The following is a 21,335-nucleotide window of genomic DNA, read 5'->3' as shown; positions in this document are numbered from 1 at the left end:
GAGGACCGGCCTGCCGCGGCTGGATCAGAGCGTGAAGCTGTCTCCAAGGTAGACGCGGCGGACGTCGGTGTTTGACAGCAGTTCGTCCGGCGCTCCCTGCGCCAGCACGCTGCCCTCGTTGAGGATATACGCGCGGTCGCAGATTCCCAAGGTCTCGCGGACGTTGTGGTCGGTGATCAGCACGCCGATGCCGCGCTGCTTGAGGTGGGTGACGATGCGCTGGATCTCGCCGACCGAGATCGGGTCGACGCCGGCGAAGGGTTCGTCAAGCAGGATCAGGCGCGGCTTGGCGGCCAGCGCGCGGGCGATCTCGCAGCGGCGGCGCTCGCCGCCGGACAGGCTGGCGCCGGCCTGGTCGGCGACGTGGCTGATCTGCAGTTCGTCGAGCAAGGCCGACAGTTCGCGCTCGCGGCCACCGGCGTCCAGGTCCTCGCGCAGTTCCAGCACCAGGCGGATGTTGTCGGCCACGCTGAGCTTGCGGAACACCGACGGTTCCTGCGGCAGGTAGCCGACCCCCAGCTTGGCGCGCGCGTACATCGGCTCGCCGGTGATGTCGCGGCCGTCGAGCACGATGCGGCCGGCGTCGCTCTCGACCAGCCCCACGATCATGTAGAAGCAGGTGGTCTTGCCGGCACCGTTGGGGCCGAGCAGGCCGACCACCTCGCCGGCATCCAGCGACAGGCCGAACTCACGCACGACCTCGCGGTTCTTGTAGCGCTTGCGCAGGCCTTCGGCGACGAGCATTACTTCTTCTCTCCCGCCGCGGCCGGCGCCTTGTTCTTGGGCTGGATCACGGTACGCACGCGGGTACCATCGCCGCCGCTCTGCATGTCGCCGCTGCGGGTGTTGTAGACCATGCGCTGGCCGGCGTTGGAGCCACGCTCGGAGTCGACCTTGTAGTTGCCGGTCAGGATGATCACCTCGCTGTTGACGTTGTAGTCCATGTTGTCGGCGCGGGCGTTCATCCAGGTGCCATCGTCCATCTGCTGCTTGAGCGTGGCCTGCTTGCCGGCAAGCACGACGCGTTCGGTCTCGCCGTTCTTCTGGATCACGTCGGCGGTGTCGGCATGGATCTCCAGCGTGCCCTGGACGATGACCACGTTGCCGCTGAAACGGTACTTGCCGTTGCCGCCGGCCAGGTTGCCGCCACTGTTGTCGGCGACGATGTCCATGGGCTGGTTGCGGTCCGATTCCCTGGCCGCGGCCACGCCGGGAACGAGCGCGGCGGCGAGCAGGACGGTCGGCGCGAACTTGGCGAGCTCAGCGAGCCTGGCGGGCAGCATTGGGTTCATAACGGGTCTTGACCTGGGAAAGGAGGGAATACTGCCGGGATTTCAGGTCGGCCTCGAAGCCGACGCCGCTCTGCCGCAGGCCCGGGCGGGCCATGGTGACGGGTTCGGCGGTACGGGCCAGGCTGCGTTCGGGGAACACGTCCAGCGCGGTGGTACGGAACGTCGTCGGCGGGGTGCTGCCGTCCTGCGGGCTGTCGCCGGCGACATTGCCGCGCAGGCGCAGCTCCTCGCCCTTGGGGCTGACCCAGCCGGTGTCCGCGCGCAGCTGCCAGTGCCGGCCCTCGGCGTCGGGCAGCAGGAACAGCGGCCGGACGATGGTCGAGGTCTGGTCGGCGGCGTTGCGCTCCATGGACGGCGCGCGCAGCGTGGCCGCCTCCTTGCCGTCCTTGTCGAGGGTGACGATCTCGAAATCGCCCAGCACGTAATCGGTGCGTACCTGCGAAGCGCCCGACGGCGCGTGGGTCCCACGCTGCCGCCATGCCGACCAGCCGCTGGCCAGCGCCGCCAGCAGCAGGCCGATGCCGATGACCATGCGCCAGTTCATCGCGCGTACTCCGCCACGACCGCGTCGAGCCGGCCCTGCAGCGCCAGCAGCACGTCGCACAGTTCGCGTGCGGCGCCGCGGCCGCCCTCGGCGCGGGTCTGCCAGTGCACGCGCCCGGCGATCAGCGGGTGCGCGTTGGCTGGCGCGACCGCCAGCCCGACCGCGCACAGCGGGGCCAGGTCGGGCAGGTCGTCGCCCATGAACGCCACCTGCTCCAGGCCGATGCCGAAGCGCCCGCACAGCGCGCGCACGCTGGCCAGCTTGTCGCCGACCGCGATCTGGGTGTCGATGCCCAGGTCGGCACCGCGCCGCTGCGCCGACAGGCTGTTGCGCGCGGTGATCAGCACCGGGTGGATGCCGTGCTTCTGCAGCAGCTTCAGGCCCAGGCCGTCCTGCACGAAGAACGCCTTGCTCTCGTTGCCGGCGTGGTCGTAGTACAGGCGCCCGTCGGTCAGGGTCCCATCCACGTCGAAGCACGCCAGCCGGATGGTGGCGGCGACGGCATGCAGTTCGGCGGGAAAGTGGGCGAGGGGAGACCAGGACATGGTGCGGGCGATCCGTTGCGGCGGGGCGGGCCATCGGGCCCGGAAGCGTGATTGTGCGGGCTTTTAAACCACTTTTGCCCGCAACAGGTCATGAATGTTCAGGGCGCCGACGGCGCGGCCTTCGCCGTCGACCACGATCAGCCCGTTGATCTTGTACTGCTCCAGCATGCGCGCCGCTTCCACCGCCAGCTGGTCGGCGCCGATGGTACGCGGTGCGCGGGTCATCACCTGGGCGATGCCGGCGGTGCGCACGTCCAGGTCGGTGTCCAGGGCGCGGCGCAGGTCGCCGTCGGTGAACAGGCCGACCAGGCGGCCACCGGCGTCGACCACGGCGGTCATGCCCAGCCGCTTGCGGCTCATCTCCATCAGCGCCTCGCTGAGGCTGGCGTCCTCGCGCACGCTGGGCAGGTCGGCGCCGCTGTGCATCACGTCGGTGATGTGCAGCAGCAGGCGCCGGCCGAGGCTGCCGGCCGGGTGCGAGCGGGCGAAGTCGTCGGCGGTGAAGCCGCGCGCGTCGAGCAGGGCCACGGCCAGGGCGTCGCCCATGGCCAGCGAGGTGGTGGTGCTGGAGGTCGGCGCCAGCGCCAGCGGGCAGGCCTCGTGGTCCACGTTCACGTCCAGGTGGATGTCGGCGGCGCTGGCCAGGCTGGACTGCGGCCGGCCGGTCATGGCGATCAGCGGGTTGCCCTGGCGCTTGAGCACCGGCAGCAGCATCAGCACTTCGTCCGACTCGCCGGAGTAGGACAGCGCCAGCACCACGTCGTCGGCGGTGATCATGCCCAGGTCGCCATGGCCGGCCTCGCCCGGGTGCACGTAGAACGCCGGGGTGCCGGTGGAGGCCAGGGTGGCGGCGATCTTGCGCGCGATGTGCCCGGATTTGCCCATGCCGGTGGCGACCACGCGGCCGCTCGAGCCCAGGATCAGCCGGCAGGCGGCGGCGAACTCGGTGCCGATGCGGCCGCCGACCCGGTCCAGTTCGGCGCGCTCGATCTCGAAGACGCGGCGGCCGCTGGCGATCAGGTCGGCGTCGTGCAGCGAGTCCGGCGAAAGGGGGGAAGCAGCCATGCGGGCGCCACTTGGGGAGTAGAATGGGCGTTCATTTTATTAGGAAAGCGACTTGGACGCCGAGACCATCCAGAACCTGATCGAAGCCGGCCTGCCGGGCGCCCGCGCCCAGGTGAGCGGCGATGACGGCGTGCACTTCGAGGCCACCGTGGTCTGCGAGGCCTTTGCCGGCAAGCTGCCGCTGGCCCGCCACCGCATGGTCTATGCGACGCTGGGCGACCTGATGGGCGGTGCGATCCATGCGCTGGCCCTGAAAACCGTCACTCCCGGCGAAGCCGGCTGAGCCGGCCCCCTCCCACCTACTGGCCTCATACACATGGCGAAAATCGTGGTCACCGGCGGCAACGTGCTGAACGGTGAAGTCAATGTCTCCGGCGCCAAGAACGCCGTCCTGCCGATCCTCTGCGCGACCCTGCTGGCCGATGCGCCGGTGGAGATCACCAACGTGCCGCACCTGCACGACGTGATCACCACGGTGAAGCTGCTCGGCGAGCTGGGCGCCAAGGTCACCATCGACCAGGGCACCCTGTCGCGCGGCAGCGCGATCGTCGTCGACCCGCGCAGCGTCAACCAGCACGTGGCGCCGTATGAACTGGTCAAGACGATGCGCGCCTCGATCCTGGTGCTCGGCCCGCTGCTGGCCAAGTACGGCGCGGCGGAGGTGTCGCTGCCCGGCGGCTGCGCGATCGGTTCGCGCCCGGTGGACCAGCACATCAAGGGGCTGCAGGCGCTGGGCGCTGAAATCACCGTCGAGAACGGCTTCATCAAGGCACGCGCGGAGCGCCTGAAGGGCGGTCGCTTCACCTTCGACATGGTCAGTGTCACCGGTACCGAGAACGTGCTGATGGCCGCGGTGCTGGCCGAAGGCACCACGGTGCTGGAAAACGCGGCGATGGAGCCGGAAGTCACCGACCTGGCGCACTGCCTGATCGCGCTGGGCGCGAAGATCGAGGGGCTGGGTACCGCGCGGCTGGTGATCGAGGGCGTCGAGCGCCTGGACGGCGGCCGCCACGCGGTGCTGCCGGACCGCATCGAGACCGGCACCTTCCTGGTCGCCGCGGCGATGACCGGCGGCCGCGTGGTGATGCGCAACGCCCGCCCGGATACGCTCGACGCGGTGCTGGCCAAGCTTGTCGAGGCCGGCGCGAAGATCGAGACCACCGAGGACACCATCACCCTGGACATGCAGGGCAGGCGGCCCAGGGCGGTCAACCTGACCACCGCACCGTACCCCGCGTTCCCGACCGACATGCAGGCGCAGTTCATGGCACTCAACTGCGTCGCCGACGGGGTGGGCGTGATCAACGAGACGATCTTCGAAAACCGGTTCATGCACGTCAACGAGCTGCTGCGCCTGGGCGCGGACATCCAGGTCGAGGGCCATACCGCCATCTCCCGCGGTGTCGAGCGGCTGAGCGGGGCGCCGGTGATGGCCACCGACCTGCGCGCGTCGGCCAGCCTGATCCTCGCCGGGCTGGTGGCCGATGGCGATACCACCATCGACCGCATTTACCACCTGGACCGCGGCTACGAGAACATCGAGGAAAAGCTCGGTGCGCTCGGAGCCCGCATCCGGCGGGTGTCATGATCCTGCGCGGCAGATTCACCCCGCGCCGCCGCGCGCTGCTGGTGCTGGTGCTGCTGGCGCTGGGCTGGCTCGGCTGGGCCTGGTACGCCGGCATCGCCATCACCCGCGGCGTGGAGAAGGAGCAGATGGACTGGAACGGCGACGGCCAGGTCAGCCGCGACGAGTTCTTCCAGGCGTTCTACGCGGTGAAGGTGGCCGATACCCAGGAAGGCAACCGCCACTGCCGCAGCTTCGCCTGGCGCAGCACCGGCGAGGAGTTCCGCCGCGACTGCAGGACCGTGTTCAAGGCCGACGACGCGGCTGCCGCCAAGCCGTAACCGACCCTGTTGCGGCGCACTGCGCCGCGACGCGGCGTGCCAGGCAGGGCCTGGCGCCGCCCCGCGAACCCGGTGCCGGGCGCCCGCCGCAGCCCATGCCGGCCGCGCCCGGCAACCCGTGGCGCAGCGTGCCGGGGGCTTTCACAATCGCTTTCCCGACTCCGCAACCGCGCACCGGGCGTTGCCCGGCGCGCCCCTGGCGGCCTGCGCACCCGGTGCCGTCGAGGGCGCCGGCGCGGGCATTCGCCTTGCCCAGGAACGCAAAACGCCCCTTGCGGGGCGTCGTGCGTGCGACCCGGCCGTGGCCGGCGCGGATTACTTGCGGTTCATCCGCGCGTTGCGCTGGCCGGTGGCGGCGGACTTCTCGCCGGCGAACGGGTTGAGCTTGCGCGCGATCCACGGGTACTTCGGCCATTCGCCCTGCAGCCACGGATGGTTGGGCTCGTTGAGTTCGAGCACGCGGCGGGCGTCGTCGGCCAGGGTCTTGTTGCCCAGGTGGACGTAGGACTCGCCGAGCAGGGCCACCGCATCGTTCTGGAAGGCGCTCTGCGGGTAGGTTTCCAGCAGGTAGGTGGCGCGGCCGGCGGCCGAGACCCAGGCGCCGCGGCGGGCGTAGTACAGGGCGTTGTCCATCTCGTGCTGGGCGAACACGTCGCGCAGCTCGATCATGCGCTGGCGCGCGTCGGCGGCGTAGCGGCTGTTCGGGTAGCGCTCGGTGACGATGTTGAAATCGGCGTAGGCCTGGCGCGGCGTGGACAGGTCGCGGCGGCTGGAGTCCAGCGACCACACCCGGCGCAGGAACACGGTGTCGCTGTTGCCATTGGCCAGCCCGCGCAGGTAGTACAGGTAGGCGATGTTGCGGTGGGTCGGGTAGGTGCGGATGAAGCGGTCGATGCTGGATACCGCGTCGTCGTTCTTGCCGGCCTTGTACTGGGCATAGGCGCTTTCGATCATCGCCTGCTCGGTGTACGGGCCGTACGGGTACTGGGCGATCAGCCGCCTGAAGCTGGCTTCGGCGCCGGACCAGTTGCCGCCCTCCATCAACCTGTGGCTCTTTTCGTAGAGCGTCTCGACCGGCATGCCCTCGTCGGCGTTCTTGCCCTTGGCGCCGCGATGGCAGCCGGTGGCGGCGAAGACCAGCACCAGCAGCAGGGCGGTGATGCGGACGGGAGCGGACAGCAGCGGGGAGCGTCGGATCATGGGTCGGGGCGGGACGCGGCAGGAATACGAAGGGGCGATGATAGCCTAGTGGCCTGTCCTGCGACTGATTCCTGTCGCCGGGACCCCCCGAATTCCGCCGATACCCCTGCCATGTCCGACAACGCTTCCCTTCCTTCCCGCCAGGCGCGGGTGCCCGACGCCGCCGCCGGCCGCCGTTTCGACGCGGTGCTGGCCGAGCTGTTCCCCGAATTCTCCCGTTCCCGCCTGAGCGAATGGATCAAGTCCGGGGCGGCGCTGCTCGACGGCGTCCCGGCCCGTCCGCGCGACCCGGTGCGCGGTGGCGAGCTGGCCATCCTGAACGCGACGCTGGACACCGAGACCGACGCCATCCCCGAAGACATCCCGCTGTCGGTCCTGTACGAGGACGAGCATGTCTTCGTGATCGACAAGCCGGCCGGGCTGGTGGTCCACCCCGGGGCCGGCAACCCCACCGGTACCCTGGTCAACGCGCTGCTGTTCCGCGACCCGTCGCTGGCGTCGGTGCCGCGCGCCGGCGTGGTCCACCGGCTGGACAAGGACACCAGCGGGGTGATGGTCGTGGCCCGCACCCTGCAGGCGCAGACCGCGCTGGTGGAGCAGTTGTCCGCGCGCGAGGTGCACCGCCAGTACCTGGCCGTGGTGAGCGGGGCGCTGGTGTCCGGCGGCACCGCTGATGCGCCGATCGACCGCCACCCGCGCGACCGCCTGCGCATGGCCGTGCGCGAGGACGGCCGCGATGCGGTCACCCATTACCGCCTGCGCGAGCGCTTCCGCGCCCATACCGCGCTGGAATGCCGGCTGGAAACCGGCCGTACCCACCAGATCCGCGTGCACATGGCGCACCTGAAGCACCCGATCATCGGCGACCCGCTCTACGGCGGCGCGCTGAAGCTGCCCAAGGGCGCCACCGACGAACTGGTTTCGCAGCTGCGCGGCTTCAGGCGCCAGGCGCTGCACGCCGAGACGCTGGAATTCACGCACCCGATCACCGGCGAGGCGATCCGCAACAGCGCGCCGGTGCCGGTCGACATGCTGGCGCTGATGAAGGCGCTGCGCGAGGACAGCATCCTGTTCGCCGAACGCGAGCGGCGCTGAACCATGGCCGCCGCGTTGCCGCTGCTGCCGGCGGCCTGGCCGGCCCCCCCGGGCGTACGCGCGTTCACCACGCTGCGCCACGGCGCGGGTGGCTCGCAGCCGCCGTTCGACAGTTTCAACCTGGGCAACCGCAGCTCGGCCGAAGGCGACGACCCGCCGCAGGTACAGCGCAACCGCGATGACCTGCAGCGGCTGGCAGGCCTGCCCTCGGCGCCGCACTGGCTGCGCCAGGTGCATGGCACCGGCGTACTGCGCTTTGACGCGCCTGCCGTGGCGCAGGCCGCCGATGGCGAGCCGGTGGCCGATGCCGCGGTGACCGCGGTGCCCGGCGTGGTCCTGGCGATCCTCACCGCCGACTGCCTGCCGGTGGTGTTCGCCAGCCGCGCGGGCGACGAAGTGGCCGCCGCCCACGCCGGGTGGCGCGGGCTGGCCGACGGCATGCTGGAGGCCACGCTCGCAGCGATGCGGTCCCCGGCGTCCGATGTCATCGCCTGGCTCGGCCCCGCCGCCGGGCCGGCCCACTACGAGATCGGTGCCGACGTGCGCGATGCCTTCCTGGCGCATTCGGCCGCTGCCGAAGCGGCATTCACCGGCACCCGGCCCGGCCACTGGCGGGTGGACCTGTACGCGTTGGCGCGGCAACGGCTGCAGGCCGCGGGCATGGACGCGGCGGCGATCCACGGCGGCGACCAGTGCACCATCGCCGATCCCGCGCGCTGGTTCTCGCACCGCCGCGATCGTCGCAGTGGACGCATGGCCACGCTGGTGTGGATGGCGCGGTGAACCGGCCGCTGTTCGAGCGGGTGCTTGGCACCGCGTTCGCGCAGCTGCCGCCGGTACTGCGCGCGCTGCATTCGGTGCCGCGCCGGCAGCGCTGGGGCGGCCAGGCACGCGTGCGCCGCGGCCGCCATTGGCTGGTGGCGCCCTGTGCCTGGCTGGCGCGGCTACCGCCGGATGCGGAAGCGGTGCCGGTGACGGTCGAGTTCGTGGTCGATGGCGCCGGCGAGCGCTGGGACCGCCGGTTCGGCGACGCGCGCATGGCCTCGCGGCTGTGGGTGCGGCAGGGACGCCTGTGCGAACGCCTGGGCGCGGTGCGCTTCCGCTTCGCGCTGGAAGCCGTGGACGGTGAGATCCACTGGCGCGCCGAGCGTGCCTGGGCCTTCGGCATCGTGCCGCTGCCCGCCCGCTGGTTCGCGCGGATGCGCTGCCGCGAGCGCGCGGACGGCGACCGCTATGCGTTCCTGGTGGACGTGGCGATGCCGCTGATCGGGCCGCTGATCCGCTACGAAGGCTGGCTGCTGCCGATCGAGAACCGGGAGGCAGAACCGGACGTCCCCGTCAGCGGCCGCATCGGCGGAGGCCGCGGCCATGGGTAAAGGCACGCCCGACTCCGCCTCCGGTTCTGCGCCGGTGATCGTGTTCGATGGCGTCTGCGCGCTGTGCAGCCGCTGGGTGCGCTTCCTGCTGCGTTTCGATCGCCATGGCCGCTACCGCTTCGCGGCGATGCAGGGCACGCACGGGCGCCGGCTGATGCGTGCCCATGGCCTCGATCCGGATGATCCGCTGTCGTTCCTGCTGGTCGAGCACGGGCACGCGCATACCGATACCGACGCCATCGTGCGCGTGCTGGCCGGCCTCGGTGGCCCCTGGCGGCTGGTGGCACTGGCGCGGTTGCTGCCGCGCTCCCTGCGCGACCGCGGTTACCGCTGGCTGGCGCGCAACCGCTACCGCTGGTTCGGCCGCCATGGCAGCTGCTACCTGCCATCGCCGGAGCAGGTTCACCGTTTCCTGGATTAGGCCGGGCAGGGCGTTACCGCGGCGGTGCGCGAAAGGCGCCGTTTCCGGTGCATGCCCGCGCTGCCGGCGGCCGCGCCGCTCAGCTGCCCTCCAGGGCCTGCAGGTAGTCGCGCCGCCAGCGGTTGATGTCGTACTCGCGCAGGTGCTCCATCATCGCCTGCCAGCGCTCGATGCGTTCGCCGCGCGGCATGTTCGCCGCGGTGGCGATGGCGTCGGCGACGCCGTCCAGGTCGTGCGGGTTGACCAGCAATGCCTGCCTGAGTTCGTCGGCGGCACCGGCCAGCAGCGACAGCACCAGCACGCCGGGATCGTCCGGGTCCTGCGAGGCAACGTACTCCTTGGCCACCAGGTTCATGCCGTCGCGCAGCGGCGTCACCAGCCCCACCGCGGCTTCGCGGTAGAAGCCGGTCAGGGTGCTGTGCGCGTAGTTCTGGTTGACGTAGCGCAGCGGCGTCCAGTCGGCCTCGGCGTGGCTGCCGTTGATATGCCCGGCCAGCTGCTCCAGTTCGCTGCGCAGCGTGCGGTACTCGGCCACGCTGCCGCGCGAGACCGGTGCGATCTGCAGGAAGGTCATGCTGCCCTTCTGCTGCGGGTAGCGCGCCAGATAGCGCTCGAAGCCATGGAAGCGCTCGGGCAGGCCCTTGGAATAGTCCAGGCGGTCCACGCCGATGGCCAGCTTGCGCTCCTGCAGGCTGTGCCGCAGCGCGCGTACCGGGCTGTTGCCGGTGGCCGCGCGCGCCTGCCGCGCGATGTGCGCGGTGTCGATGCTGATCGGGAACGCGGCGATGCGCACGCGGCGCCCGTCGGGGGCCTGGATGTGCGCCTCGTCGATGACGCGGCCGCCGCCGAACAGGCGCACCCACGACTGGAAGCGGTCCATGTCGCGCCGGGTCTGGAAGCCGAGCAGGTCGCAGGCATACAGCGCCGAGAACAGCGAGTGGTGCTCGGGCAAGGCCTGCACCAGGTCCGCCGAAGGCACCGGCACGTGCAGGAAGAAACCGATGCGGCAGCCGATGCCGCGCTCGCGCAGCAGCGCCGCCAGCGGGATCAGGTGGTAGTCGTGGATCCACACGATGTCGTCGTCGCGCAGCATCGGCGCGAGCCGGTCGGCGAACAGCGTGTTGACCCGCCAGTAGCCCTCGCGCTTGCTGCGGTCGTAGTCCACCAGGTCCAGGCGGAAGTGCAGCAGCGGCCACAGCGCGCGGTTGGAGAAGCCGTTGTAGTAGTTGTCCAGATCGGCCTTGGACAGGTCCAGGGTGGCGTAGCGGATGGCGCCATCGCTGTGTTCGTGCAGTTGCCCGCTGGGCCCGGCCACGCTGCGCCCGCTCCAGCCGAACCACAGGCCGCCGCGTTCCTTCAGTGCGGCCTGCAGCGCCACGGCAAGGCCGCCTGCGCGGTTCTCGCCGGGCAGCGCGACCCGGTTGGAAACCACCACCAGGCGGCTCACGAGGCCTCCTGCCAGCTGCGCGACAGCCGCATCGCGGCCGTGATCAGGCCCACGTGCGAGTAGGTCTGCGGGAAGTTGCCCCATTGCTCGCCGTTGCTGAAGGCCAGGTCCTCGGACAGCAGCCCGAGGTGGTTGCGCCGTGCCAGCACGCTTTCGAACAGGGCGCGGGCCTCGTCCATGCGGCCGATCGCGGCCAGTGCGTCGATGTACCAGAACGTGCAGATGGTGAAGCTGGTCTCCGGCGCGCCGAAGTCATCGGGGGCGACATAGCGGAACAGCGCGTCGCCGCGGCGCAGGCCGTGGCCGATGGCCTCCACCGTGGCGACATAGCGCGGGTCGTCCGCGTCGATGAAGCCGATGTCGGCCAGCAGCAGCAGCGAAGCATCCAGGTGGGTGCCGTCGAGGGTGTCGGTGAAATGGCCCCGCTGCGCGTTCCATCCGCGCGCCAGCACCCGCTCGCGGATGTGGTCGGCGCGTTCGCGCCACAGCGTGGCGCGCTCGCCCAGTTCCAGGCGCACGGCGATCTTGGCCAGGCGGTCGCAGGCTGCCCAGCACATCGCGGCGGTATAGGTATGCACCGCGGTGCGGCCACGGAACTCCCACAGCCCGGCATCGGGGACGTCGTGCAGGGCATAGGCGCGTTCGCCAAGCGGTTCGAGCCGGGCGAAGGTATGCACGTCGCCCGGGTCGTTCAGGCGCTGGTCGAAGAACAGCTGGGTCGAGGCCAGTACCACCGAACCGTAGACATCGTGCTGCCGCTGCAGCCAGGCCAGGTTGCCGCGCCGCACCGGGCCCATGCCGCGGTAGCCGGCCAGCGATGGCACTTCGTGCTCGTCGAGCCGTTCCTCCAGGCCGATGCCGTACAGCGGCTGCAGGCTGCCGTCGGTGGTGGCCAGGTTGAAAATGTAGCGCAGGAAGTCCTCCATCGTCCGGGTCGCGCCGAGCCGGTTGAGCGTACGCACCACGAAAGCGGCATCGCGCAGCCAGCAGTAGCGGTAATCCCAGTTGCGGGCGCTGCCCGGGGCCTCGGGAATGGAGGTGGTCATCGCGGCGATGATCGCGCCGCTGTCCTCGTACTGGCACAGCTTGAGGGTGATGGCGCTGCGGATCACCGCGTCCTGCCATTCCAGCGGGATGGACAGGTAGCGGGTCCATTCGCGCCAGTAGTCCTCGGTGCGCTGCTGCGCTTCCTGCGCGTAGCTGGCGAGCGAGCGGTCCAGCGGCTCGTCCACGCCCAGTACCAGTTCCATGGGGTGGGCGAGCACGAACGGCAGCGCCTCGCGGATGAAGCGCACCGGCACGTCGGTGGTCAGGCGCAGGGTGAAGCCCGGCAGCAGCCAGCGCAGGTGGTTGCTGCCCCAGGTGCATTCGGGAACGCGTGCGCCCCAGTCGGCCAGCGGTCGCGCCAGCACGCGGATGCGCGGGTTGCCGGCCAGCGGGCGGATGCGCCGGATCAGGCTCGGCGGACGGTAGAAGCGGTCGTTGCGGCGCCAGCGCGGGGCGAAGTCGATCACTTCCACCTGCCCGCCATGGGCGTCGCGCAGCACCGTGCGCAGGATCGCGGTGTTGGTGATGTAGTGCTGCTCGCTGCCGGCGTAGTCCTCCAGCTCGATGGCGAAGTCGCCGCCGTCATGCCCGCGCGGCGACAACAGCGCGCAGAACGCCGGGTCGCCGTCGAACGCGGGCAGGCAACTCCACACCACGCGTGCATGTCGGTCGATCAGGGCGCCGAAACTGCCATTGCCGATGACGCCCATCTCGAGGTTGGCTTGAAGCATCGCTTCCTCCTTGCTGGTGGGGAGGCCAGGCCTCCCCGGGTGTGCAAACGCGCACGCCGCCGGTGACCCGGCGGCGCGACATGGCATCAGGCCGCGCCCGCGCGCAGCCAGTCATGCATCGCGGCCACGTCCGGCAGGGCATGGCGGGCCTGGGTCGGGGAACGGTCGCCGACCAGGATTCCGTAGCCGCCCAGCCGCGTCGCCGCGGCGAAGCCGTATTCGTCGGTGAGGTCGTCGCCGACGAATACCGGGTAGCGTCCGGCGAATGGCGCCGCGCTCATCAGCGCGGTCACCGCGGCGCCCTTGTCGTGGTTGGCGGACACCAGCTCGACGACGTGGTTGCCCGGTTGCAGGCGCACGCCCGGCAGCCGCGGCAGCTGTGCGCGCGCGAATGCGTCCACCGCCTGCGCGGCATCCGGTGCGTTGCGCCAGTGCAGGGCCAGGGCCTGGCCCTTGGCTTCCACGCGCACGCCGGGGTGCGCATGCGCGAAGCGCATCGCCTGTACGTGCAGCTCGTGCAGCCAGGACGCGGTTTCGCCGGCTTGCGCCGGTTCCCCGGCGCCGCGCCGCAGTTGTGTGCCGTGCAGGCCGGCGGCGGGCAGCCGCAAGGGGGCGAACAACTGGTCCAGTTGCGCCAGCGGACGGCCACTGACCAGTGCCACGGCGCCATCAAGGCGCTCGCCGATGCGGGCTATCCAGTCGCGGACGCCTGGCGGCAGGCGTACGTCTTCAGGTTGTGCGGCGAACCCGACCAGTGTGCCGTCGACATCGAGGAACAGTGCACACGCGGGATCCAGCGCGGGGGGCAGGCTGATGGACGCTTTGAGCATGCGCCCACCATGCCATGCACGGCGTGAGCGGAAAGTTATCGCAGCGCCGCGGGACGGCTGGAAACCGGGCGCGGGTCCCGGTTTCCAGCACAGGGTCAGAACGCGTAGCGCACGCGGCCGTACCAGTACGCACCATTGCTGCCGATCGGCGACAGCACGTCATAGGGCAGGTTGCCGAAATAGTGGATGTCCTGGTTGGAGCGGTCCGGGTAGTTGTCGGTCAGGTTCTGCCCGCCGACGGCCACGCTCCACGCCGGGGTGATGCGGTATTCCACTTCCGCATCCAGCTGCCATTCCGCGCCATAGGTCTGGGTCGGAGTGAAGCCGCCGCCGAAATCGAACACGCGGCGGGCGCTGCCATGGCGGCTCAGGCGGCTGCTGAGCGACCAGCGGTCGTCGGTCCAGCTCGCCGCCAGCTGTGCGCGGGTGCGCGGCGCGGCGTCGGTGAGGGTATTGCTTTCCTCCACGCCGAACAGCACGTAGCCCGGATCCAGCGCGAGCAGCTGCGGCGGCGTGGCCAGCACGTTCTTCAGCTCGGTCCTGGCGTAGCTCCAGGTGCCGGTGAGCAGCAGGTCGCCGCCGCCCAGCGTCTGCCGCCAGTTGGCGACGAACTCGGCGCCACGGGTGCGGGTGTCGGCGGCATTGACGAAGTAGTGCGCGCTTTCCAGCCCGCCCACGCCGAAGCGCTGCTGCACGAAGTCGGTCAGTGCGTCGCCGGTGATGCTCTCCGACAGCGCGATGCGGTCGTCGATGTCGATCTGGAACAGGTCCAGCGACAGGTCCAGGTGGCTGCCGATCTGGCTGGTGAAGCCGAGGCTGTAGTTGATCGACTTCTCCGGCTTCAGGTCGCGGGCGCCGAGCGCGCGCGCGATCGGGTTGTTCACCGACAGCAGCCGGCCCTGCACCAGCTGGCCGCCGGCGGTGTAGCCGGTGGAGGTGGATTCGAAACCGGTCTGGCTCAGCGACGGCGCGTGGAAGTTGTTGGAGATGGCGCCGCGCAGCGCGAACGCCGGCGCGAACGCATAGCGTGCGCCGAGCTTGCCGGTGAGCTCGCCACCGAAGTCCTGGTAGTGCTCGTAGCGTGCGGCGATGTCGGTGGAGAGTTTCTCGCCGAAGGTCGAGGACAGGCTGGTGTAGGCGCTGGCCACGTCGCGGCTGAGGTGCGCTTCGTCCTGCGGGGTCAGGCCGCCACCGGCCTGCGAGCCGGTCGGGCGGTCGGTGTACGGGCCGGCGGCGTAGCTGGCCGGGTCGCCGGCGCCGGTCTCGTAGCGTTCGTGACGCGCTTCCACGCCGAAGCCGAGGCTGTGGCTGTCGTCGGCGCGCACGAAGATGCGGCCTACATCGAGGTTGGCCACGGTCTGCGCGAACGCGTAATCGCCGGTCTTGAAGCGGGTGGGGCTGGCCGGGCCGAGCGAGGCGTTGAGCGAATCGCGCAGGCGGTAGGTGAATTCGTTGCGGCCGTGGTCGAGGCTGGCGTCGTAGTTCCACTCGCCCCACTGGCCGCGCGCACCGGCCACCAGCTGCACGTCGAGGTTCTCGCCTTCGGAGACGGGGCGGTAGCCGTGCGGGTAGAGCTGCTTCCAGTTGGCTTCGCCGTCGGGATAGCGGAAGTAGTTGGCGCCTTCGGTATCGCGCTGGTTGTAGGTGCCGAACGCATAGGCCTTGGAGGTCGCGCCGAACGGGATTTCGGTGTTGAACCAGGCGTTGAGATCCTTGCTGGCGCCGTCGCCCAGGGCGTAGTTGCGCTTGCCGGCCAGGGCCAGGTTGTCGGGGGTCTGTGCCTCCCACGGCGGGATCTGGTCGAACCCGGCGCGGTTGGTGGCTTCGCGGTTCTTCAGTTCCAGGCCGACGCGCAGGAAGCCGCCGTCATCGCCCAGCGCGGTGCCGACCTTGGCGCTGAGAAAGCCTGTCTGGCCGTCGGTCAGGGTGCGGCCGATCGGCTTGAGGTCGGTATGGTGGGCGCCGAAGCTGGCTTCGATGGCGCCGCCCCCGGGGGCATCGTCGAGGATCACGTTGATCACCCCCGCCACGGCGTCGGAGCCGTACAGCGCGCCGGCGCCGTCGCGAAGCACCTCGATGCGCTTGATGGCGCTGACCGGGATGGCGTTGAAGTCCACCGGCGTGGTGCCCTTGCCGATCTTGCTGTCGGTGTTGACCAGCGCCGAGTTGTGGCGGCGCTTGCCGTTGACCAGCACCAGCACCTGGTCCGGCGACAGCCCGCGCAGCTGCGCCGCGCGCACGTGGTCGGCACCGCCGGAGTTGGACTGCCGCGGGAAGTTGAACGAGGGCAGCAGCGCCTGCAACGCGCTGCCGAGCTCGCCGTTGACCACGCCGGCCTTGCGGATGTCCTCGGCGGTGAGCACGTCCACCGGCGAGGTGGATTCCAGTACGGTGCGGTCGCTGGCGCGGGTGCCGGTGACGATCACGGTGTCGAGCGTGGTCGCCGGGCCGGATGCCTCCTGGGCATAGGCGGGTGAGGACAATGCCAGCACGACGGCCAGGCCGAGCGGTGCCGGGGAAATACGGGCCATTGGGGGGAACTCCGGGGGTGACGTGGGAAGGGAGTCCGGATGCTTTGTTACATTCATCCGGATGGAGCGATATGTTATCTTCGCGTGATGCCGCTGCCCGGTGCAAGCCCCGCGTGGCATCAGCTCATCCGTAAACGTGATATGCCGCTGCAGCGACCGGTACGCCATCCTTGCAGGGCCCTCCAGAGGTCATCCATGAAGTCATCCGTTTTCCTGTTTCCGCTGCTGTTGTGCCTGGGCGGGGTTGCCGCCGCCGCCCCTCCCGCTGACCCGCCGGCGGCGACCGCCGCGCTGCATGGCGACGCCGCGCGCCCCGCGGAGGGCGCGCACTGGGTACGCAGCGAGCTGTACTTCGGCGTGGGCCGGGAGGACGGCGAATCCAGCCGCGTGCAGACCGACTCGATCAGCCAGGCGCAGTGGCGCGCGTTCCTCGACGGCGAAGTGACGCCGCGCTTCCCCGACGGCCTGACCGTGTTCGATGCGTACGGCCAGTGGCTGTTCCGCGGCGCGGCCGGGCCCGAGCGGCTACGCACCAAGGTGCTGGTGGTGCTGCACGAGGACACGCCGCAGCGCCGCAACGACATCGAGGCGATCCGCCTGGCATGGAAGCAGGCCACCGGCCACCAGTCGGTGCTGTGGGCGAGACAGGCGGTGGACGTCTCGTTCTGAGCATCGCGTGAGCCGGGCCGGGGCGTGGCACCCGCGTCCCGGCAGTGGTTTTCCTCCTTCTTTTCGCTGGTCCATCCATGGCTCCCCACTCCGCAGCCCCGCGCCCGCGCTGGTTCGTCGCCGGCGACCTCAACGGCTTTTTCGGCCTGGTGGTCGACAACCTGTCCATCCTCGGCTTCATCGCAATGGCGCTGGTGGGCATCTTCCAGTTCCCGGCCGAGGTGGTGTTCGGGCGCATGTTTCCGGGCACCGCCTTCGGCGTGCTGGTGGGCAACCTGCTGTACACGCTGATGGCGCGGCGGCTGGCCGCGCGCAGCGGCCGCGACGATGTCACCGCGATGCCGCTGGGGCTGGACGCCCCGACCAGCATCGGCATGGCGCTGCTGGTGCTGGGCCCGGCCTTCGCCGGCTTCCGCCAGCAGGGCATGGAACCGCACGCCGCGGCGATGGCCACCTGGCAGCTGGGCATGGCGGCGCTGGTGATCATGGGCGTGCTCAAGCTGGTGCTGTCGTTCTTCGGCGAGGCGGTGACCCGCGCGCTGCCGCGGGCCGCGCTGCTGGGCTCCATCGCCGGCATCGCGCTGGTGTTGATGGGACTGCTGCCGCTGCTGGAGGCCCTGCGCTCGCCGGTGGCCGGCTTCGTCACCCTGGGCCTGCTGCTGTACGTGCTGGTCGCCAAGGGGCGCCTGCCGGTACGCGCGCCGGGGGTGCTGGTGGCCTTCGTCGTCGGTACCGCGCTGTACTACGGGCTGGGACTGGCGGGGCTGGGGGCACCGGGTTTCGCCCTGCCGCAGTGGACGCCGCCGCAGGTGGTGCTGCCGCTGCCGACGCTGGGCTTCATCGACGGCCTGCCGGCGGCGCTGGACTACCTGCCGCTGCTGCTGCCGTTCGGCCTGCTGATGGTGGTCGGCGGCATCAATGTGTCCGAGAGCGCACGCGCGGCCGGCGACGACTACCGCACCCGCGACATCCTGCTGGTGGAGGCCGTGGCCACGCTGGTGGCCGGGCTCTGCGGCGGCGTCGCCCAGACCACTCCGTATATCGGCCAGCCGGCCTACAAGCACATGGGCGCACGCAGCGGTTACACGCTGCTGACCGGCCTGTTCGTCGGCATCGGCGGCATGCTCGGGGTGATCTCGGGGCTGGTGCAGTGGCTGCCGCTGGCGGTACTGGCGCCGATCATCGTGTACGTGGCCATCGACATCACCACCCAGGCGTTCGAGGCCACGCCGAAGCGGCATGCCGCGGCGATGGTGCTCGGCTTCCTGCCCTCGGTGGCCTACCTGCTGGCGATCAAGGCCCCGGGCTGGATCGCGCCGGAGCGGCTGCTGGAACTGACCACAACGCTGGACGGCCACGGCCTGCCGGAACTGGCGGTGATCTTCGCCCTGGGCAACGGCTTCATCATCACCGCGATGCTGTGGATCGCCATGCTGGTGGCGATGATCGAGCAGCAGCCCCGGCGCGCCTCGGCGCTGTTGCTGGTGGCTGCGCTGCTGACCCTGTTCGGCCTGATCCACTCGGTCGATCCGCGCGGCGGCGTGTACCTGCCGTGGACACTGCAGGGGCTGCAGCGGAGCATCAGCTGGCAGTTCGCCGGTGCCTACGTGGCGCTGGCGGCAGTACTGGCCCTGCTCGGCTCGTTCCGGCCAGCAGGGGGCAAGGACGCCCGGGCAGAGGGATAAGCCAGGCCCCGCGCTCCGGGTGATCCGGGGCGGCGATTGAACGAAGTACGGAGCGGGCAGGGGCGCTCCCGTTTCCGGCAAGGTGGCCGGACGCGTGAGTCGGGACTGCAGGCACTCATCCATTGGCGTTGCGGGGCTGTCGCCTCGCTTCGGATGAGGAGTGGGCGTTGCCGACAGGGGGCGCGCGATTTTCCTGTTGATTCGCAAGGCATCGCTGCGCGCGGGGTAGCCTGGGAATCCGTTGCAGCGGACAGCCGGCAGGGTGCGGTGCCTGCGCTGGGGCATGTGCATGGAGAGCCCGTGTCCCGGGTATAATTTGAGAATGATTATCATGTTCACAATGGCCGGCGTGATCTACGGGGCGCCGGCGACAGCGGAGATCCTCCCGATCCGGAGGCGCCCGGGAGGGGCTGCCTTGAACGCGCCGCCCGGCCGGGCCGGCATGAGGCGCACGAAACGCACGCTGGCCGATCATGAGCGGCGCATGCATTGGCTGGCGGCGGCAAGCACCGTGCTGCTGCACCTGGCCGCAGCGATGGGCGTGTTGGGGGGCTGGGCACGGATGCCGGTGCCGGCGAAGGTTGCGGAGGAGACCGTGCGGGTGCAGTTGAGCCTGCTGCCGCCCGCGGCCCCGGCGATACCGGTGGCGCAGTTGCAGGCACCGGTGCCGACCCCCGACAGCACGGCGTCGCCGCCGCGCTCTTCCGCCACGCTGGCGCCGCCGACCTCCGAACGGGTGCTGGCCGAAGCCATACCTGCGGCCGCGCAGTTTCCCGACATGGCTGCCGAGGCGATACCGGAGCCGTCCTCATCGCCCGCGTCGCCGGACGAAACCGCCGAACGCAGCCAGCAGGCCGCGCCGCCCGCACCCTCGCTGCCGCCGGCGCCGCGCCATGCCGGCAGAACGCAGGCGAACTGGACCGGCGATGTGCTGGCCCGGCTGGAGCGGTTCCGCCACTATCCGCGCGCGGCACAGGTCGCGCGGCAGCAAGGGGTGGCCTACGTGCACGTGCGCATCGACCGGCAGGGGCGGGTGTTGTCGGTGGCATTGCAACGCAGCAGCGGTCATGCGTCCCTCGACGAGGAGGCATTGCAGACCTTCCATCGCGCGCAGCCGCTGCCAGCGCCGCCGGCTTCGCTGCCCGACCCGGTGGAACTGGAAGTGCCGGTGGAGTTCTTCCTGCGCTGAAGCGCGGCACGCAGCGTTGCCGCGGCGACAAGCATGCCTGTCCACCAGGTCGTGACCGTTCCGGGCGGATCTGTGCGGGCACCTCCTGCGCTTCACCCTGCCGTGCGGATGACGAAGGCGCCCGCGGCGCCGAAACCCGCGCCGGTCAATCTGCCTGGTCGGGCCGGATGCCGAGAACGACGCCTTGCTGCCGCCAGTGCCGCAGCAGGTCGTACCCGGTTGCCATGAATGCGGCGGGATCGGGCGCGGCGGTTTCACCGGCCAACCGGGCAAGTGCTTCGGCCGCGCTCGGCGGTCGTGGCTGTGCCAGCCATTCCAGCAGGCGGAAGCTGGCCGGGCTGAGCTCGGCGAAACACACCTCGCCGGTTGGCGCACGCCACACCAGCAGCAGTGTCGGCATGGCCGGGGGCGTGTCCTCGGGCAGCCGGTCTCCGCCGAGGCGATGCACCGGCCAGCGGTAGGCCAGCGCGCGCAGCCAGGGCGACAGCACGGGGGTGCCGGTCTGCAGGTCCCCCTCCGCGAGGTGCGCCGGCGCCGGGTCGTCGGCGGTCTGCAGGGTCAGTTCGACTGTTTCGTAGTGCGCCAGTTCGACCAGCCAGGCAGGTGCTTCGGCTTGCGGGGTCTGCAGGTAGGTGACGAATTCGGACGGGATGCGGGCGAACAGCGGGCTCTGGCAGCGGTGCCGGGCATGGAAGTGGCGTACCCGGCCCTGCCATGCGTTTTCCCCGAGCAGGGTCCGGCAGACGGGGAAGGCGGCGTCCAGCATGCGTTGCAGGTTGCCGAGGACCAGCTCGCGGTACAGCGCCAGCCGGCGCGCCTCGATGCCGGGCGGTGGCGGCGCATGGTCCGGGTCGCGGAGATGGTGGGCGAACTGCAACTGCTGCCGGCGCAACGTGTCCTGGTTCATCGCGGCCGTCCGGGTGTGGCGGCGGCCTGGATGCGGCGGATGTGCGCCACTTCGTCCAGCAGCTCGGGCAGCGGCGGAAAACCAAAGTCGCGCTCCAGCAGGGTGGGGCGTACGCCGTGGAGATCGAAGGCCAGCGCCAGCAACCCCCAGACCGGCTCGCTCACCGCGCTGCCGTGGGTGTCTACCTTCAGATCCGGCGCGACATCCAGATGCCCGGCGACGTGGTAGCCCGCGACCCGCCGGGAGGGCATGCGCGCGATGAAACCGGCGGCGTCATAGCCGTGATTGACGGCGTTGACCTGCACGTTGTTGACGTCCAGAAGCAGGTCGCAGTCGGCTGCATCGAGCACCGCATTGATGAAATCGGCCTCGTCCATGTCGCGCCAAGGGGCGGCGTAGTAGGCGATGTTCTCCACGGCGATGCGCCGCCCCAGCAGGTCCTGGGCCTGGCCGATGCGTGCGGCCACGTGGCGCACCGCCGCTTCGGTGAAGGGCAGCGGCAGCAGGTCGTACAGGTGGCCTTCGTCGGTGCAGTAGCTCAGGTGCTCGCTGTAGTGGCGTACGCGGTGGCGGTCGAGGAAAGCACGGGTGCGGGCGAGGAACTCCCGGTCCAGCGGTTCCGGCCCGCCCAGCGACAGCGACAGGCCGTGGCAGGTCAGCGGATGACGGGCGGCCAGCGCGGCCAGTGCCTCGCCCGCTGGCCCACCGATGCCGACCCAGTTGTCGGGCGCGCATTCGAGGAAATCGAAGGCGCCATCGGGCGCTGCGGCCAGCTCCGCCAGCAGGTCCCGCCGCAGGCCGAGTCCGGCCGATGCGGCAGGCAGGGAGGAGGCGGGGGCCGGCATGCCGAAGGCCG

General features: G+C 70.6%; 21 protein-coding genes and 1 pseudogene. 10 read left to right on the top strand and 12 right to left on the bottom strand.

Annotated features, from left to right (window positions below):
• Positions 1-24: 24 nt before the first annotated feature.
• From lptB to ABB33_RS08680, 5 genes are all read right to left on the bottom strand, one after another.
• Positions 25-744 (bottom strand): LPS export ABC transporter ATP-binding protein, encoded by a 720-nt coding sequence (lptB, locus tag ABB33_RS08700; RefSeq protein WP_056931862.1) that lies wholly within the window; start codon positions 742-744, stop codon positions 25-27.
• Positions 744-1,292 (bottom strand): lipopolysaccharide transport periplasmic protein LptA, encoded by a 549-nt coding sequence (lptA, locus tag ABB33_RS08695; protein WP_152985020.1) that lies wholly within the window; start codon positions 1,290-1,292, stop codon positions 744-746. The genes lptB and lptA overlap by 1 nt, the downstream gene beginning before the upstream one ends.
• Positions 1,261-1,836, bottom strand: a complete 576-nt coding sequence (gene lptC / locus ABB33_RS08690) for an LPS export ABC transporter periplasmic protein LptC (RefSeq protein WP_054663785.1) — start codon at positions 1,834-1,836, stop codon at positions 1,261-1,263. Before lptC ends, lptA begins: the two co-directional genes overlap by 32 nt.
• Entirely contained in the window at positions 1,833-2,381 is a 549-nt protein-coding gene (locus ABB33_RS08685; RefSeq protein WP_054663788.1) for a KdsC family phosphatase, read from the bottom strand. Before ABB33_RS08685 ends, lptC begins: the two co-directional genes overlap by 4 nt.
• 63 nt (positions 2,382-2,444) lie before the next feature.
• The gene (locus ABB33_RS08680; protein ID WP_056931861.1) at positions 2,445-3,446 is read right to left on the bottom strand and encodes a KpsF/GutQ family sugar-phosphate isomerase; all 1,002 of its coding nucleotides are present in this window, start codon (positions 3,444-3,446) and stop codon (positions 2,445-2,447) included.
• A gap of 52 nt (positions 3,447-3,498) precedes the next feature.
• On the opposite strand from ABB33_RS08680, the gene ABB33_RS08675 reads away from it, so the two are divergent.
• The 3 genes from ABB33_RS08675 to ABB33_RS08665 are packed head-to-tail and all read left to right on the top strand — an operon-like array spanning position 3,499 to position 5,351.
• Positions 3,499-3,729, top strand: coding sequence for a BolA family protein (locus ABB33_RS08675; RefSeq protein ID WP_054663793.1), 231 nt, complete (start codon positions 3,499-3,501; stop codon positions 3,727-3,729).
• A 33-nt stretch (positions 3,730-3,762) separates the two neighbouring features.
• Positions 3,763-5,034 (top strand): UDP-N-acetylglucosamine 1-carboxyvinyltransferase, encoded by a 1,272-nt coding sequence (gene murA, locus ABB33_RS08670; protein WP_056931860.1) that lies wholly within the window; start codon positions 3,763-3,765, stop codon positions 5,032-5,034.
• On the top strand, positions 5,031-5,351 hold the full coding sequence (locus ABB33_RS08665; RefSeq protein WP_054663800.1) for a hypothetical protein: 321 nt from the start codon (positions 5,031-5,033) through the stop codon (positions 5,349-5,351). Before murA ends, ABB33_RS08665 begins: the two co-directional genes overlap by 4 nt.
• A gap of 315 nt (positions 5,352-5,666) precedes the next feature.
• Here ABB33_RS08665 and ABB33_RS08660 read toward each other — a convergent pair whose 3' ends face one another.
• The gene (locus ABB33_RS08660) at positions 5,667-6,551 is read right to left on the bottom strand and encodes an outer membrane protein assembly factor BamD (protein ID WP_054663804.1); all 885 of its coding nucleotides are present in this window, start codon (positions 6,549-6,551) and stop codon (positions 5,667-5,669) included.
• A gap of 111 nt (positions 6,552-6,662) precedes the next feature.
• Here ABB33_RS08660 and rluD point away from each other — a divergent pair, with 111 nt between their 5' ends.
• From rluD to ABB33_RS08640, 4 genes and pseudogenes are all read left to right on the top strand, one after another.
• The gene (gene rluD / locus ABB33_RS08655; protein ID WP_056931859.1) at positions 6,663-7,646 is read left to right on the top strand and encodes a 23S rRNA pseudouridine(1911/1915/1917) synthase RluD; all 984 of its coding nucleotides are present in this window, start codon (positions 6,663-6,665) and stop codon (positions 7,644-7,646) included.
• A gap of 3 nt (positions 7,647-7,649) precedes the next feature.
• A complete protein-coding gene (gene pgeF / locus ABB33_RS08650) occupies positions 7,650-8,429 on the top strand; it encodes a peptidoglycan editing factor PgeF (RefSeq protein WP_056931858.1) in 780 nt (259 codons plus the stop codon).
• Positions 8,426-8,950 (top strand): annotated as a pseudogene (locus ABB33_RS08645) (DUF4166 domain-containing protein); the annotation flags it as partial. The gene pgeF and the pseudogene ABB33_RS08645, both read left to right, overlap by 4 nt.
• Positions 8,951-9,014: 64 nt before the next feature.
• Positions 9,015-9,443: a thiol-disulfide oxidoreductase DCC family protein gene (locus tag ABB33_RS08640; RefSeq protein WP_056931857.1), complete on the top strand. Its 429-nt coding sequence runs from the start codon at positions 9,015-9,017 to the stop codon at positions 9,441-9,443.
• A gap of 79 nt (positions 9,444-9,522) precedes the next feature.
• On the opposite strand, the gene otsA is transcribed toward ABB33_RS08640, so the two are convergent.
• The 4 genes from otsA to ABB33_RS08620 form a co-directional block, all read right to left on the bottom strand.
• Positions 9,523-10,890, bottom strand: a complete 1,368-nt coding sequence (gene otsA, locus ABB33_RS08635) for an alpha,alpha-trehalose-phosphate synthase (UDP-forming) (RefSeq protein ID WP_056931856.1) — start codon at positions 10,888-10,890, stop codon at positions 9,523-9,525.
• Positions 10,887-12,668, bottom strand: a complete 1,782-nt coding sequence (locus ABB33_RS08630; protein WP_056931855.1) for a glycoside hydrolase family 15 protein — start codon at positions 12,666-12,668, stop codon at positions 10,887-10,889. The genes otsA and ABB33_RS08630 overlap by 4 nt, the downstream gene beginning before the upstream one ends.
• 86 nt (positions 12,669-12,754) lie before the next feature.
• Positions 12,755-13,498, bottom strand: a complete 744-nt coding sequence (otsB, locus tag ABB33_RS08625) for a trehalose-phosphatase (protein ID WP_056931854.1) — start codon at positions 13,496-13,498, stop codon at positions 12,755-12,757.
• Between the two features lie 95 nt (positions 13,499-13,593).
• Positions 13,594-16,029 (bottom strand): TonB-dependent receptor plug domain-containing protein, encoded by a 2,436-nt coding sequence (locus ABB33_RS08620; protein ID WP_056931853.1) that lies wholly within the window; start codon positions 16,027-16,029, stop codon positions 13,594-13,596.
• Positions 16,030-16,224: 195 nt separating this feature from the next.
• Here ABB33_RS08620 and ABB33_RS08615 point away from each other — a divergent pair, with 195 nt between their 5' ends.
• The 3 genes from ABB33_RS08615 to ABB33_RS08605 all read left to right on the top strand — a co-directional run bounded on the left by ABB33_RS08615 (position 16,225) and on the right by ABB33_RS08605 (position 19,572).
• Complete coding sequence (locus ABB33_RS08615; RefSeq protein WP_054663829.1) at positions 16,225-16,698, top strand: DUF3574 domain-containing protein; 474 nt, start codon at positions 16,225-16,227, stop codon at positions 16,696-16,698.
• A gap of 77 nt (positions 16,699-16,775) precedes the next feature.
• A complete protein-coding gene (locus tag ABB33_RS08610; RefSeq protein ID WP_054663833.1) occupies positions 16,776-18,383 on the top strand; it encodes a SulP family inorganic anion transporter in 1,608 nt (535 codons plus the stop codon).
• A 442-nt stretch (positions 18,384-18,825) separates the two neighbouring features.
• Entirely contained in the window at positions 18,826-19,572 is a 747-nt protein-coding gene (locus tag ABB33_RS08605) for an energy transducer TonB (RefSeq protein WP_152985019.1), read from the top strand.
• 145 nt (positions 19,573-19,717) lie between these two features.
• On the opposite strand, the gene ABB33_RS08600 is transcribed toward ABB33_RS08605, so the two are convergent.
• Together ABB33_RS08600 and ABB33_RS08595 are read right to left on the bottom strand one after the other, a co-directional pair.
• Positions 19,718-20,479 carry an HvfC family RiPP maturation protein gene (locus ABB33_RS08600; protein WP_056931851.1) on the bottom strand — a complete coding sequence of 254 codons (762 nt, stop codon included), beginning with the start codon at positions 20,477-20,479 and terminating at the stop codon, positions 19,718-19,720.
• Complete coding sequence (locus ABB33_RS08595; protein WP_056931850.1) at positions 20,476-21,324, bottom strand: HvfB family MNIO-type RiPP peptide maturase; 849 nt, start codon at positions 21,322-21,324, stop codon at positions 20,476-20,478. The genes ABB33_RS08600 and ABB33_RS08595 overlap by 4 nt, the downstream gene beginning before the upstream one ends.
• Positions 21,325-21,335 lie beyond the last annotated feature (11 nt).

Source organism: Stenotrophomonas acidaminiphila, assembly GCF_001431595.1.
In the GTDB taxonomy this organism is placed as follows: domain Bacteria; phylum Pseudomonadota; class Gammaproteobacteria; order Xanthomonadales; family Xanthomonadaceae; genus Stenotrophomonas; species Stenotrophomonas acidaminiphila.
The sequence above is the reverse complement of the archived record's forward strand: the minus strand, read 5'-3'. Positions and strand labels throughout refer to the sequence as shown.

Bases quoted from the DNA above. Each gene is read 5' to 3' on its own strand.
- lptC (WP_054663785.1), bottom strand. From the start codon at position 1,836: ATGAACTGGCGCATGGTCATCGGCATCGGCCTGCTGCTGGCGGCGCTG.
- ABB33_RS08630 (WP_056931855.1), bottom strand. From the start codon at position 12,668: ATGCTTCAAGCCAACCTCGAGATGGGCGTCATCGGCAATGGCAGTTTC.
- otsB (WP_056931854.1), bottom strand. From the start codon at position 13,498: ATGCTCAAAGCGTCCATCAGCCTGCCCCCCGCGCTGGATCCCGCGTGT.
- lptA (WP_152985020.1), bottom strand. From the start codon at position 1,292: ATGAACCCAATGCTGCCCGCCAGGCTCGCTGAGCTCGCCAAGTTCGCG.
- rluD (WP_056931859.1), top strand. From the start codon at position 6,663: ATGTCCGACAACGCTTCCCTTCCTTCCCGCCAGGCGCGGGTGCCCGAC.
- ABB33_RS08610 (WP_054663833.1), top strand. From the start codon at position 16,776: ATGGCTCCCCACTCCGCAGCCCCGCGCCCGCGCTGGTTCGTCGCCGGC.
- ABB33_RS08660 (WP_054663804.1), bottom strand. From the start codon at position 6,551: ATGATCCGACGCTCCCCGCTGCTGTCCGCTCCCGTCCGCATCACCGCC.
- ABB33_RS08600 (WP_056931851.1), bottom strand. From the start codon at position 20,479: ATGAACCAGGACACGTTGCGCCGGCAGCAGTTGCAGTTCGCCCACCAT.
- ABB33_RS08620 (WP_056931853.1), bottom strand. From the start codon at position 16,029: ATGGCCCGTATTTCCCCGGCACCGCTCGGCCTGGCCGTCGTGCTGGCA.
- ABB33_RS08595 (WP_056931850.1), bottom strand. From the start codon at position 21,324: ATGCCGGCCCCCGCCTCCTCCCTGCCTGCCGCATCGGCCGGACTCGGC.
- murA (WP_056931860.1), top strand. From the start codon at position 3,763: ATGGCGAAAATCGTGGTCACCGGCGGCAACGTGCTGAACGGTGAAGTC.
- ABB33_RS08685 (WP_054663788.1), bottom strand. From the start codon at position 2,381: ATGTCCTGGTCTCCCCTCGCCCACTTTCCCGCCGAACTGCATGCCGTC.
- pgeF (WP_056931858.1), top strand. From the start codon at position 7,650: ATGGCCGCCGCGTTGCCGCTGCTGCCGGCGGCCTGGCCGGCCCCCCCG.
- ABB33_RS08605 (WP_152985019.1), top strand. From the start codon at position 18,826: ATGAGGCGCACGAAACGCACGCTGGCCGATCATGAGCGGCGCATGCAT.
- ABB33_RS08665 (WP_054663800.1), top strand. From the start codon at position 5,031: ATGATCCTGCGCGGCAGATTCACCCCGCGCCGCCGCGCGCTGCTGGTG.
- ABB33_RS08680 (WP_056931861.1), bottom strand. From the start codon at position 3,446: ATGGCTGCTTCCCCCCTTTCGCCGGACTCGCTGCACGACGCCGACCTG.
- ABB33_RS08615 (WP_054663829.1), top strand. From the start codon at position 16,225: ATGAAGTCATCCGTTTTCCTGTTTCCGCTGCTGTTGTGCCTGGGCGGG.
- ABB33_RS08640 (WP_056931857.1), top strand. From the start codon at position 9,015: ATGGGTAAAGGCACGCCCGACTCCGCCTCCGGTTCTGCGCCGGTGATC.
- lptB (WP_056931862.1), bottom strand. From the start codon at position 744: ATGCTCGTCGCCGAAGGCCTGCGCAAGCGCTACAAGAACCGCGAGGTC.